The organism is Microbacterium sp. AC132 (assembly GCF_979258525.1).
In genome coordinates this window covers 1954221-1967065 of the sequence record NZ_OZ409862.1, presented here as the reverse complement: position 1 = coordinate 1967065, position 12845 = coordinate 1954221, and the positions used below count along the sequence as shown (strand labels likewise).

Genomic DNA, 12845 nt, shown 5'->3' with positions numbered 1-12845 from the left:
GTCTCGTCATGGCCTTCCCCCTCCCTACGACACCTGGTTCCCCGACGCCGAGTTCGACGCCGCTTACGGACACACGCTCACCACGCTCCGCGAGATCGCACCGGTTCCAGCGCCGGACGGCTTCACCGCGCGATGGCAGGCGTGGCGCGCACAGGCGAAGACGGTGGATGCCGCACCCGCCGTGCTGTCCACCGAGAGCATCCACGGCCGGCGGGTGTCGATCATCGAGCACGCCGGAGTCGACGGCATCCGACTGCGTGCCTGGCTCGTCGAGCCCGTCTCGCCGCCCGCGCGGGTGGGCGTCGTGCACAGCCACGGATACGGCGGGCGGGATGCGATCGACCTCGCTCGTATTCCCGAGGATGCAGCGGCGATCTTCCCTGTCGCCCGCGGGCTGCCCACGCTGAACACGGGCATCGGCGCCCCCGAGATCCAGGCCGAGCATGTGCTGGCCGGGATCGAGAACCCCGACGACTACGTGCTGGGACTCTGCGCCCGCGACCTCTGGCTCGCGGCGGATGCCCTGACCGCGCTCGTCGGACGCGTGCCGCTCTACTACGTCGGCGAGAGCTTCGGCGGCGGCATCGGAGCGCTCGCCCTGCCGTGGGACGACCGGTATATCGGGGCGACCCTCATCGTCCCGAGCTTCGGGCAGTACGACGAGCGCCTCGCCGTTCACTGCCTCGGCAGCGGGGAGACCGTGCGCGATCACGTCGCCGCGCATCCCGACGCGCGCGAGGCGCTGCGCTGGTTCGACGCCTCGTCAGCCCTCGGCTTCGCCCGCGTTCCGGTACGCGTGGAGGCGGCACTGTGGGACCCGTACGTGCCGCCGCCCGGACAGTTCGGCGTCGCGAACGCGGCGCGGATGCTCGAACTCGCCGTCCTTCCCGCCGGCCATGCCGACTATCCAGGGGCCGACGAGGTGACAGCCGAGTCCGTCAGAGGCGGCCGCGCCCACCTCGCGCGCGCACTGCGCGCCGCCTCCGCTCCATGACTCCGGAGAAACTCGCATGGCGAGCCCGACGGGTTCGGGCGATCCAGGAGCAGCGCACACCCGCGCTCCCCGGCCTGCGCATCCGAGCACTGGACGCCACTTGTCATCACAGGTACACTCAACTTGTCATTACAGGTTGCGCAGCGCCGCAGCATCCGCACGAGGAGCACCGATGCCCCAGTTCCACACTCCCCCGATCTCGCCGATGGCGATCGCCTTCGACGCCGAGAAGCTCACGCTCTCCCCGGAGGGACCCACTCTGACGCGGCGCATGTCCGACCTCGAGGGACTCTTCCTCGACGCCGACGCCTGGGCTGCCGCGGCCGCCGGCGACAACCCCGTCGTCTACACCGTGGTCAGCTCTCCCGTGCCCGAGGTCGACCGCGAGCTGCCGCAGTCGATCACCACGATCATGCCCGGCGACACCTCGGGAGAGCTCTGGATGACCAAGGGCCACCAGCATCCGAACCACCAGGGCGAGATCTACCTCGCGCTGAAGGGCCGCGGCGGGCTGCTCATGTTCGACGGCGAGCGCACCGAATGGCTCGACATGCTGCCCGGCACGATCGGCTACATCCCGCCGGGCTGGGCGCACCGCTCGGTCAACACGGGCGACGAGCCCTACTCGTTCCTCGCGGTGTACCCGGGCGGCGCCGGCCACGACTACGGCTGGGTCCTCGAGCACGGGATGGGCTCTCGGGCCTATCGCGCCACCGAGGGCGTGGACCTGCGCCCCTATTCCGCGTCCCCCTCCGCGGAATAGGCTCCGGCCATGCTGATCGCGCACGATCTGGGGACCACCGGCGACAAGGCCTCCCTGCACCATGACGACGGACGCCTCGTCACCTCGGTCACGGTGCCGTACCCCGCGCACTTCGCCGCGGGCGGCATCGCCGAGCAGGATCCGGCGGACTGGTGGGATGCCGTCGTCTCGGCGACCCGACAGCTGATCGACCGTGCGGGCGTCGACCCGTCGACCGTCGGCGGACTCGTCGTCAGCGGCCAGATGATGGGCACGGTGCTGCTCGACGCACACGGCGAGCCGGTGCGCCCCGCGATCATCTGGGCCGACACCCGCTCGGGCGCGCAGACCCGTGAGCTCGAAGAGCGTCTCGGCGCACAGGACGCCTATCGCGTGCTCGGCCATCGACTGAACCCCACCTACTCGGTCGAGAAGATCATGTGGGTGCGCGACAACGAGCCGGATGTCTGGGCGCGGGTGCGGCACTTCTGCGTCGCGAAGGACTACATCGTCTACCGTCTCACCGGACGCCTCGCCACCGAGCGCTCCGACGCCTCGGGCACCAACGCCTACGACCAGGTGCGCGGCGAGTGGTCGGCCGATGTGCTCGCCGCCGCGGGACTCGACCCCGCCCTCTTCCCCGAGATCCTCGAATCGACGACGATCGCCGGGTCCCTCACCGCCGAATCGGCCACCGACCTCGGGCTTCCGGCATCCGTCCGCGTCGTCATGGGCGGCGGAGACGGCCCCCTGGCCGCCGTCGGTTCGGGCATCGTCGCGCCCGAAGACGGCGCGTACGTGTGCCTGGGCACCTCGTCGTGGATCTCGTTCGCGAGCCTCACACCGCTGCACGACCCGCAGATGCGCACCATGACGTTCGACAACGTCGTGCCCGGATCCTTCGTGCCGACCGCGACCATGCAGGCCGGCGGCGCCTCGGTGCAGTGGATCGCCGAAGCCCTCTCCCCCGACCCCGCCCGCCCCGACACCGCCCGGCTCACCACGGAGGCCGGGGGCGACCTCGACACCGAGGACCTCTACTTCCTCCCCTATCTGCTCGGCGAACGATCCCCGCTGTGGGACCCGCACGCCCGCGGAGCCTTCGTCGGCCTCGCCCGTCACCACACCCGCGCGCACCTCACCCGAGCCGTGCTCGAGGGTGTCGCGTACAACCTGCTCACCTGCATCCAGGCGTTCCGCGAATCCGGTGCGTCGATCGACCGCATCGACGCGGTGGGCGGCGGAGCGCAGAGCGACGCCTGGCTCGGCATCCTCGCCGACGTCTGGGGTGTGCCGATCCGACGGCGCACGATCGTCGAAGAGGCCAACAGCCTCGGCGCCGCTGTCACCGGTGCCGTCGGCCTCGGCCTCGCCGACTTCCTCGGCGGCGCGGGCGCTCAGCGAGGTCACGGCGGAGTTCACTCCGGACGCCGGCCGGCACGCCGTGCACGCGCAGCGGCATTCGCGCTTCGTCGGCGCCTACGCCGCGCTCGAGCCGTGGTTCGCCCAGGCCCCCGCCACCCGAGGCGCCTGATGGGAGTCATCCTCGCGACCAGCCGGTCGTTCTCGGACGGAGACCTCGACCTCGTCGGGCGAGCCAGGGCCGCCGGCCACGAGATCGTCCGGGGCCCCGCCCACCACGCGCTCACCGAGCTCGCACCCCTGCTCGCTGCCGCCGAGGGGTGGATCGCGGGCACGGGTCCGGTGACCGACGACCACCTGGCCGCCGCGCCGAACCTCAGGGTCGTGGCCCGCTACGGCGTCGGCACCGAGGCAGTCGATCTCGACGCGGCGCTGCGGCGCGGCATCCCGGTGACGAACACCCCGGGGGCGAACGCGGATGCCGTCGCCGACCACGCCGTCGGCCTCATGCTCGCGGCGCTCCGGTTCATCCCCGACGGCGATCGCCGCGTGCGGGCCGGCGACTGGGCCGTGCGGCGCGGTCGCGAGCTCGGAGCCGCCACGGTCGGCATCGTCGGGTTCGGTCGCATAGGCCAGGGCGTCGCGCGACGTCTGAGCGGTTTCGGCGCACGCGTGCTCGCGGCAGATCCGTTCCTGCCGGCCGACGTGATCGCCGAGCGCGGCGCCGAACCGGTCGACCTCGACGAGCTGTTCCGCACCGCCGACGTCATCACCCTGCACGCCCCGGGCGGGCAGACGCTCGTCGATGCGGCGCGACTCGACCGCATCCGCCCCGGCACGATCCTGGTGAACACCGCCCGCCCCGACCTCGTCGACGAGGCGGCACTCGCCGCCGCCCTGCGTGACGGACGCCTCGGCGGATACGCCGCCGACACCCTGACCGGCGACACCGCGGCGAGCGCGAGTCCGCTGCTCGCCGACGACCTCGCCGACCGTGTCACCGTGACCCCGCATCTCGGCGCGCAGACGACCCAGGCCGTCGACAACATGGGCTCGATGTCCCTCGACGATGTGCTCGCGGTTCTCGCGGGCACCGCTCCCGCCCACCCCGTCTCCCCCGACCCTGAAGGACCCAGCGATGACCATCACCGAGAACACCGCGACCCCCGCGACCACGACCGGCGGCTACATGGGCTTCGTCGGCGTGAGCACCGGCTCGTCGTCGATCATGAAGGTGTTCCCGAAGTGGGCCGAGGTGCTGGGCCTCCCCACCGAGAACCTCATCGGACACGACCTTCCGATGGATGCGACGCCCGAGCAGTACGTCGCCATGGTCGAGCAGATCCGCGACGACCCGCAGCACCGGGGCGCACTGGTCACGACCCACAAGATGAACGTGTTCGCCGCGGCATCCGACCTGTTCGACGAGCTCGACCCGTTCGCCGTCTCGTGCTCCGAGATCTCGAGCATCTCGAAGCGGGGCGACCGCCTGATCGGCCGCGCCAAAGACCCCCTCACCGTCGATCTCGCACTCGAGGACTTCCTGCCGGCCGACCACTTCGCCCGCACCGGGGCGGAGGTCGTGATCCTCGGCGCCGGCGGCTCGGGCACCGCGCTCAGCTGGGCGCTGGCGGAGAGGGCGGATGCTCCGGCGAAGATCACCGTGACCGCTCGCGACGACGACAAGCTCGACCACCTGCGCGAGGTGCACCGCCAGCACGGCACCCCCGACGGGCTGATCACGTACGTGCGCACCGACACGGTGCAGGATGCCGCGGCCATCGTCGCAGGCGCTCCCGCGGGCTCGCTGATCGTGAACGCCACCGGCCTCGGCAAGGACCGCCCGGGCTCGCCGCTGCCCGACGACGTCGCGTTCCCCGAGGACGCGTGGGTGTGGGAGTTCAACTACCGCGGCTCGCTCGAGTTCCTGCATCAGGCGCGTGCGCAGGAGGGCGCGCGCGGTCTGCACGTGGTCGACGGCTGGCGCTACTTCATCCACGGGTGGTCGCAGGTCGTCGCCGACGTGTTCGAGATCGACCTCACGCCGGAGATCGTCGAGCGGCTCGCCCAGGCCGCCGAATCGGTGCGCTGATGCCCGTCGTGCGGACGGTGCTCGGCGACATCGACCCGACGCGTCTCGGGGCGACGGACTATCACGAGCACCTGTTCCAGATCTCGCCGCTGCTGGTCGGCGATGAGCTCGACGATGAGGAGCTCTCCGGCCAGGAGGCCGCCCTGCTGCGGGCCAGCGGCTTCGCGGCGATGGTCGATGCGACGCCGTTCGGGCTCGGGCGCGATCCCGAGGGGGTCGCACGCATCAGCGCCGGCACCGGACTGCACATCGTCGCCACGACAGGGCGCCACCGCGAGGCGCACTACGGCGAGGACCATCCGATGCAGGTGTGGGATGTCGAGCGCCTGGCCGAGCTGTTCATCGCCGAGGTGATGCGCGGGATGCTCGTCGACGATGCGCTGGTGTTCGAGACCCCCGACGTGCCCCGGGCGGCTGCGCCCGAGGGATCACCGGTACGCGCCGGGATGCTGAAAGCCGGCGTCGGCTACTGGAGCATCACCGCCTTCGAGCACACGACCCTGCTCGCGGTCGCAGCGGCGCACCGAGCGACCGGCGCGCCGGTCATGGTGCACCTGGAGTTCTGCACCGCCGCGCACGAGGTCCTCGATCTGCTCGAGGGCGAAGGCGTGGCATCCGATCGCGTCGTGCTCGCGCATGCCGACCGCGATCCGGATGCCGGGCTGCACGCGTCGCTCGCCGAGCGCGGTGCCTACCTGGGCTACGACGGCTTCGCGCGTCCGCGCACGAGGTCGGATGCCGAGCTGCTCGCCCTGACCGAGAAGGCCGTCGCCCTCGGATGCGGAGACGGCATCCTGCTCGGCGGCGATGTCGCCCGCCGCACCCGCTACCTCGCGTACGGCGGCATGCCGGGTCTCGCCTATCTCGGCGAGCGCTACCTGCCGCGGCTGCGCTCCGCGCTGGGCGACGACGCGGTCGAGCGGATGCTGGTCGCCAACCCCGCGCGCCTGCTCACCCTGTCGACCTGACCCTGTCAGCCTGACCACACCGCTGCCTGACCGCACCGTCCCACCCCGCCAGCCCACACCCGAGGAGTCCGCATGACCGAGCCGACCATCCTGCATGCCGTGTTCACCGCACGCCCCGAGAAGGGCGACGACGTTGCGGCGCTGCTGCGCGACTTCGCCGAGGTGGTGCGCGCCGAAGAGGGCAACGTCGTGTTCGATGCGACGCGGCTCGTCGACGACCCCGACCGCTTCTTCGTCTACGAGGTCTACCGCGACGAGGCGGCCTTCCAGGCGCACATCTCGGCCCCGGCCGGCGTCCCGTTCAATGAGGCGCTGCAGCAGCTGATCGTCGAGCCGGCATCCGTGCTGACCTTCCTCCGACGTATCTGACGCACCCTGCCACGCGCCCCCCGCACCCCCGGCACGCAAGAAGCCCCCCACCCGAAGGTGAGGGGCTTCTTTCTCAGCGGGTCACTCGTAGAGGACCGCTGCGATGTCCTCGTCCTCGAGGTTCGTGCTGTCGTACCAGTACGAACCCGTGTCGTAGAACTCCTCGACGTCCTCGCCGTTGGCCGCGTCGTACGCCGCCTGGACGACCTGCGCGCCGATGCCGATCGGGTCCTGCGTGATGGCGCCGGCCATCGTTCCGTCCTTGATCGCGTTGATCTGGGCAGCTCCCGAGTCGAAGCCGACGATCGTGATCTTGCCCTTCTCGAGGCCGAGCTCGTTCACGGCGTTCACGACGCCGATGGCCGAGCCCTCGTTCGTGCCGTAGATGCCCTTGAGATCGGGGTGAGCGGCGATCAGCGTCTTCGCGATGTCAGCCGACTTCAGGTGGTCGCCGTCACCGTACTGGATGTCGACGATCTTGATGTCGGGGAAGTCCGCCTCGATCTTCTCGACGAATCCGTCACGACGCTCGACACCGGTCGAGTTGATGTTCGAGTGGCCGACGATGGCGACTTCGCCCTCGCCGCCGATCAGCTCGGCCATGTGCTCTGCGGCGAGCGCACCGGCGACCTTGCTGTCGGTCGCCGACAGGCTGAGTCCGACGTCGCCGTCGCAGGGAGCGTCGAAGTACACGACGGGGATGTCCTTGGCCTTCGCCTGCTCGAGCGGGGCGACGCACGCCTCGGGGTCGAGGGCGGCGTAGGCGATGGCATCCGGGTTCTTGTCGATCGCGGTGGTGAGCATCTCGAGCTGCTGGGCGATCTCGGTCTCGGCGGCCGGGCCCTCGAACGTGATCTTCACGCCGAGCTCGTCCGCCTTCTCCTGAGCACCGGTCTTGACGGCCTGCCAGAACTGGTGCTGGAAGCCCTTCGAGACGAGCGCGATGTACATCTCGCCGTCGCCGCTGCCTCCGTCGCCGCTGCCTTCTTCGATGACGTCACCGCCGCCTGCGCAACCCGCGAAGACGAGGGCGGATGCGGCCACGAGTGCCGCGAATGCGGTCTTCTTGCCGAATTTCATGGAAACTCCATTGTTCTCTGTGTGGTGGTGGGGGGTGTAGATCTGTGGGTCAGGTGCGCTGGCGGTTGCGCAGCGAGTCGAGGAAGACGGCCAGCAGCACGACGATGCCGACGACGATGTTCTGCCACTCCGACTGGATCGACATGATGCGCAGGCCGTTGACGAGCACGCTCATGATGAGCGCACCGATCACGGTGCCGAGGATCGAGCCTCGTCCGCCGAGCAGCGACGTTCCGCCGATGATGACGGCGGCGATCGCCTGCAGCTCGTAGCCGGTGCCGATCTGCGGCTGCGCCGAGTCGAGACGGGCCGCGATCACGATGCCCGCGATGCCGGTGAAGGCGCCCGCGAACATGTAGATGAGGATCGTCCAGCGGCGGGTGTTCACACCCGACAGCCGGGTGGCCTCCTCGTTCGAGCCGATCGCGAAGGTGTAGCGGCCGAGGAGCGTCTTCGACAGCACGAGCCACGCGATGATCGCGGCCACGGCGGTGATCAGCACGGCGTTCGGGATGCCGGGGATGATCACGCCGAGCGCGATCTTCTTGAAGTCGGGGGCCGAGGTCGAGAAGTAGATCGGCGAGACGTTCGAGATGACGAGGGCGAGTCCGCCGGCGATCATCATCATCGCGAGGGTCGCGATGAAGGGCGGCAGCCGGAGGAACGTGATGTTGATGCCGTTCACGAGTCCCATGAGGACACCCGTGAGCACACCGCCGATCACCCCGACCCAGACGGGGAGTCCCATGTTGGTCACGAAGACACCCGTCATCACGGCGCACAGCGCCATACCGGTGCCGATCGAGAGATCGATGCCGCCGGTGATGATGACGAAGGTCGTGCCGAGGGCGAGGATGCCGATGACCGCCGTCGACAGCAGCACCGTGGCGATGTTGCTGAAGGTGAAGAAGTTCGGGCTGGCGATCGAGAAGAAGATCACCAGGACGATCAGCGTGCCGAAGGCGAGCGACTGCTGCAGCTGGCGACGGAGGAACCCGCCGAAGTCGCGCTTGTCGGTGTTCTCATCGACCGCCGTCTGGATGATCGTCGTCGTCGACGATCCGGACTGCTGTGGGGTGCTCATCAGTCTTCCTCCCCGTGGGCTGCGAGTTGCATGATCTTCTCCTGGCTGGCTTCCTCGTTGCGGAGCGTCCCGGTGATCCGACCGTTCGCGAAGACCGCGATGCGGTTCGCGACGCGGAGGATCTCGGGGAGCTCCGATGAGATGACGATGATGGATTTGCCCTGGTCAGCGAGCTGCTGCATGAGGCGGTAGATCTCCTCCTTCGCGCCGACGTCGATCCCTCGGGTCGGCTCGTCGAAGATGAGGATGTCGCAGTCGCGCATCAGCCACCGGGCGATGACGACCTTCTGCTGGTTCCCTCCCGAGAGCAGCTTCACGACCTGGTTCACCGAGGGCGTCTTGACCCGCAGCTGCTGCACGTACTCCTTGGTGCGGTTCTTCGCTTTCGCGTCGCCCATCCAGCCGATGCCGTTGGCGTACGACCCGAGCGAGGCGAGCACGGTGTTGAAGGTCACGTCCTGCTCGAGCATCAGGCCCAGCAGCTTGCGGTCCTCGGAGAGGTAGCCGAGGCCGTGCTTGACCGCATCCGCCGGCTGTCCGATGCGCACCGGGTCGCCGCCGATCGCGATCGTGCCGCCGTCGCGGTGGTCGGCACCGATGATGGCCCGCGCGGTCTCGGTGCGCCCGGCGCCCATGAGCCCGGCGAAGCCGAGGATCTCGCCCTTGTGCAGCTGGAACGAGACGTCCTTGAGGAGGTTCTTGGTCGAGAGTCCCTGCACGTCGAGCACGATCGGGTCGTTGATGTGATCGCGGGCCTGCGGACGGGTTCCCTCGTCGATCACGCGGCCGACCATCATCTCGATGATCTTCGGGACGCTGACCTCTGACTTCTCCAGTGATCCGATGTATGTGCCGTCACGGAGCACCGTGACCCGGTCGGCGAGACGCCGCAGCTCGTCCATGCGGTGCGAGATGTAGACGATGCCGGTCCCCGAGGCGCGCAGCTGCTCGATCAGCAGGAACAGGGTCTCGGTCTCGGAGTCGGTGAGCGCCGAGGTGGGCTCGTCCATGATGAGCACCTTGGCGTTGAACGAGAGCGCCTTGGCGATCTCGACCATCTGCTGCTCGGCCACGGTCAGCTCGCCGACGAGCTGTCGCGGGTTGACCCTGATGCCGAGGCGCTGCAGCAGTTCGGCCGTCTGCGCGTTGAGCTTGCGCTCCGACAGGAAGGGGCCGGTGGTGGGCTCGCGACCCACGAAGATGTTCTGCGCCACGGTGAGATCGGGCATCAGGTTGAGTTCCTGGTGGATGATCGTGATGCCGAGCTGCTGCGCCTGCAGCGGGCTGGTGAGTTCGACCTCCTGGCCCTCGAACGTGATGGTGCCCTCGTCCTTGGTGTAGATCCCCGAGAGGATCTTCATCAGGGTCGACTTGCCGGCGCCGTTCTCGCCCACGAGCACCAGCACCTCGCCGGCTCGCACCTCGAGGTGCACATCCTTGAGAGCCTGCACACCGGGGAATCCCTTGCTGATCCCGTCGACTCTGAGAATGGGGTCACTCATGTGCTCACCTGCTTCCTTGAAGGTCGTGATGCGATATTCCGGTCGGGTCCGGAAACATCGGATCAATTCTGCGTCTTACGCCCCACCCTGCGCAAGTTGTATCTAAATGTAACTAAGACTTCTTCGGATGGGAAGACCTGTAATAACAAGTTGGCAACAGGTCGGCGGATCGAGGCGACGGCCCGGCTCAGTGCAGCCGGATCGAGTCGACCGCGACGAGCTTGTCGCGGATGTAGGCGTTGGCGTGCGCTCCGAGCTCGACGTTGTCGGTCCACAGGTTGCGCCAGATGCCGAGCATGCGGCTGAGATCGGGGGCGACGACGGCTGACGAGAACGACTCGAACACGATCGGACCGTCGTAGCCGATGCGGCCCAGCGCCTTGAAGAAGGTGTCGAAGTCGACGGTGCCGGTGCCGAGATAGCCGCGGTGGCTCTCGCCGATGTGCACGTAGCGCAGGGCCGGAGCCGCGTCGAGGACCGGCGCGAACATATCCGACTCCTCGATGTTCATGTGGTACGTGTCGAGGTGGATGCCGAGGTTCGGCCGATCGACCTCGGCGAGGTAGGCGAGCGCCTGCCGTGCGGTGTTCAGCACGTTCGTCTCGTAGCGGTTCACGACCTCGAGCGAGACCGAGATGCCGCGCTCTGCGGCATGGTCGGCGACGCGGGCGATCGTTTGCCGACTGCTCTCCAGCCCCTCGGCCGTCACCGGGTCCATGTACTTCTGCATCGCACTGTAGATCACGCCGCAGAAGTGCTGGCCGCCGAGGTCCGCGAGCACGTCGACCGCCCTGAGCAGCAGGGCCTCCCCCGCGGCCACGACAGCCGGGTCGGAGCTCGTCACGTCGGTCGCTCCCGAGAGTCCGAGCGAGGCGCTGACGGCGAGATCGTGCTCTTCGAGCGCGTCCTTCGCCGCGGTGACGTCGAACGAGAACGGGTCCATCAGCGGGAACTCGATCAGGTCGAATCCGGCCGCCTTCGTCTTCTCGACGGAGAGACGGATGCCGTCGGCATCGAAGTGTCCGGTCCAGACGAGCCCGTGGCATCCGATGTTCATGAGACCTCTCGGAGACGGGTGTGCGGCACCTTCGCCTCGGCAGGATTGGCACGTTGCAACTCTGCGTTCAGGTCACCGTACGCGGGTCGGGGATGCGGTGTCAAGAACTTTCTTGGCACGTTGCAATCGCTGGGCTACTCTGGACTCGCCGCCGACCGTCCTGCGTCGACGCGCAGTCGACAGGAGCTCCATGCCCGCCAGCGTCAAAGACGTCGCCGCTCTCGCCGGGGTGTCCTCCTCGACCGTCTCGAACTACCTCAACCACCCGCATGTGCTCGGCGAATCGAGCGCGGCGAAGGTGAGGGAGGCGATCGCGCAGCTCGGCTACGTGCCCAACGAATCCGCCCGTCAACTGCGAGCCGGCTCCAGCAAGGCGCTGGCGCTGATTCTTCTCGACGCCTGGCTGCCGTACTTCCACGAGCTCTCGCGCGGGGTCGAAGACGTGGCCCGCGAGGGCGGCTGGTCGCTGTTCTTCAGCAACAGCAACCGCGACGCCGACACCGAACGCGGCAACATCGACATGTTCGAGGCGCACCGGGTGCAGGGCATCGTCATCTACCCGCTCGAAGACGTGGTGCCCCGGCTCGAACAGCTCGCCGATCGCGGCATCCGCTCGGTCGTCGTCGGCCCGATCCCCGATTCGCCGACCGTCGGTTCGGTGCTGTTCGACGACCGCGGCGGCGGACGGCTGGCGGGCGAGCACCTGCTGTCGCTCGGCCGCCGCCGCATCCTCTTCCTGGGGGCGCCGAGCGTCAGCCAGTCGAACGACCGCCTCCTCGGGCTGCGCGATGCCGTCACCGCGGCCGGGGCGACGGCCGATGTGATCGACGTGCCGCACCTGACGACCGAGGACGGCCTCGACGTCGGCGCGCGGATCGCCGAGATGCCTGCCACCGAACGCCCCGACGCGATCTTCGCCGCCAACGACATGGTGGCGATCGGCGTGCTCACCCAGCTGCTGCGCCGGGGCATCCGCGTGCCCGAGGAGATCGCGCTGGTCGGCTTCGACGACGTCGCGCAGGCCCACCAGAGCGTCGTGCCGCTGACGAGCGTGCGACAGCCCGGGTACGAGATCGGCCGCGCGGCGGGCGCGGCACTCATCCGTCAGCTCACAGACCCCACGGCCGACCTCCCCGCTCCCACACCGTTCGCCGCCGAGCTCGTGGTCCGCGAGTCGACCGTCGGCCGCTGAGCCTCGTCTCCGCCGTCGCGTCGCCGGTGCGACTCCATAACTCCGGAGAAGCGCCCACCCAGTCCGAGCCCTGGCGTCTGGCGCTGCCGTTCCGCCCCGGCTATCCAGAGTTATGGCGCAGGCCCGGTTCACAATTCAGCACGAACCCGCACTGATGCCGCCGCCGAAGCCCCAGACCGCCCACTAGCGCAGACCTATGCTGAATTGTGAACGCGCGCCGTCCGGCTTCCACAACTCCGGAGAAGCGCACGTCGAACTCACGCCAGGGCGTCTCAGCCCGCCATTCCGTCCCGGCTATCCAGAGTTATGGCGCGGGCTCGGTTCACAATTCAGCACGAATCCGCACTGATGCCGCCGCCGAAGCCCCAGACCGCCACTAGCGCAGACCTGTGCTGAATTGTGA

General features: G+C 68.9%; 9 protein-coding genes. 5 read left to right on the top strand and 4 right to left on the bottom strand.

Annotation, left to right across the window (positions count from 1 at the left end):
• Window positions 1–163 precede the first annotated feature (163 nt).
• The 4 genes from ACZZZQ_RS09360 to ACZZZQ_RS09345 all read left to right on the top strand — a co-directional run bounded on the left by ACZZZQ_RS09360 (window position 164) and on the right by ACZZZQ_RS09345 (window position 6527).
• Window positions 164–994: an acetylxylan esterase family protein gene (locus tag ACZZZQ_RS09360; protein WP_463507406.1), complete on the top strand. Its 831-nt coding sequence runs from the start codon at window positions 164–166 to the stop codon at window positions 992–994.
• Between the two features lie 172 nt (window positions 995–1166).
• Window positions 1167–1757, top strand: a complete 591-nt coding sequence (locus ACZZZQ_RS09355) for a glucose-6-phosphate isomerase family protein (protein WP_053097935.1) — start codon at window positions 1167–1169, stop codon at window positions 1755–1757.
• Window positions 1758–1766: 9 nt separating this feature from the next.
• Window positions 1767–6158 carry a xylulokinase gene (xylB, locus tag ACZZZQ_RS09350; protein ID WP_463507405.1) on the top strand — a complete coding sequence of 1464 codons (4392 nt, stop codon included), beginning with the start codon at window positions 1767–1769 and terminating at the stop codon, window positions 6156–6158.
• Window positions 6159–6230: 72 nt separating this feature from the next.
• Complete coding sequence (locus ACZZZQ_RS09345; RefSeq protein ID WP_463507404.1) at window positions 6231–6527, top strand: putative quinol monooxygenase; 297 nt, start codon at window positions 6231–6233, stop codon at window positions 6525–6527.
• A gap of 81 nt (window positions 6528–6608) precedes the next feature.
• Here ACZZZQ_RS09345 and ACZZZQ_RS09340 read toward each other — a convergent pair whose 3' ends face one another.
• The 4 genes from ACZZZQ_RS09340 to ACZZZQ_RS09325 form a co-directional block, all read right to left on the bottom strand.
• Entirely contained in the window at window positions 6609–7607 is a 999-nt protein-coding gene (locus ACZZZQ_RS09340) for an ABC transporter substrate-binding protein (RefSeq protein ID WP_056280540.1), read from the bottom strand.
• Between the two features lie 49 nt (window positions 7608–7656).
• Window positions 7657–8691, bottom strand: a complete 1035-nt coding sequence (locus ACZZZQ_RS09335) for an ABC transporter permease (RefSeq protein WP_171821947.1) — start codon at window positions 8689–8691, stop codon at window positions 7657–7659.
• Complete coding sequence (locus ACZZZQ_RS09330; RefSeq protein ID WP_056280538.1) at window positions 8691–10193, bottom strand: sugar ABC transporter ATP-binding protein; 1503 nt, start codon at window positions 10191–10193, stop codon at window positions 8691–8693. Before ACZZZQ_RS09330 ends, ACZZZQ_RS09335 begins: the two co-directional genes overlap by 1 nt.
• Before the next feature lie 187 nt (window positions 10194–10380).
• Entirely contained in the window at window positions 10381–11250 is an 870-nt protein-coding gene (locus tag ACZZZQ_RS09325) for a sugar phosphate isomerase/epimerase family protein (RefSeq protein WP_463507403.1), read from the bottom strand.
• A 190-nt stretch (window positions 11251–11440) separates the two neighbouring features.
• On the opposite strand from ACZZZQ_RS09325, the gene ACZZZQ_RS09320 reads away from it, so the two are divergent.
• Complete coding sequence (locus ACZZZQ_RS09320; RefSeq protein ID WP_285363406.1) at window positions 11441–12442, top strand: LacI family DNA-binding transcriptional regulator; 1002 nt, start codon at window positions 11441–11443, stop codon at window positions 12440–12442.
• Window positions 12443–12845 lie beyond the last annotated feature (403 nt).

Coding starts and splice junctions, on each gene's coding strand:
- ACZZZQ_RS09355 (WP_053097935.1), top strand. CDS start 1,167: ATGCCCCAGTTCCACACTCCCCCGATCTCGCCGATGGCGATCGCCTTC.
- xylB (WP_463507405.1), top strand. CDS start 1,767: ATGCTGATCGCGCACGATCTGGGGACCACCGGCGACAAGGCCTCCCTG.
- ACZZZQ_RS09345 (WP_463507404.1), top strand. CDS start 6,231: ATGACCGAGCCGACCATCCTGCATGCCGTGTTCACCGCACGCCCCGAG.
- ACZZZQ_RS09340 (WP_056280540.1), bottom strand. CDS start 7,607: ATGAAATTCGGCAAGAAGACCGCATTCGCGGCACTCGTGGCCGCATCC.
- ACZZZQ_RS09335 (WP_171821947.1), bottom strand. CDS start 8,691: ATGAGCACCCCACAGCAGTCCGGATCGTCGACGACGACGATCATCCAG.
- ACZZZQ_RS09330 (WP_056280538.1), bottom strand. CDS start 10,193: ATGAGTGACCCCATTCTCAGAGTCGACGGGATCAGCAAGGGATTCCCC.
- ACZZZQ_RS09325 (WP_463507403.1), bottom strand. CDS start 11,250: ATGAACATCGGATGCCACGGGCTCGTCTGGACCGGACACTTCGATGCC.
- ACZZZQ_RS09320 (WP_285363406.1), top strand. CDS start 11,441: ATGCCCGCCAGCGTCAAAGACGTCGCCGCTCTCGCCGGGGTGTCCTCC.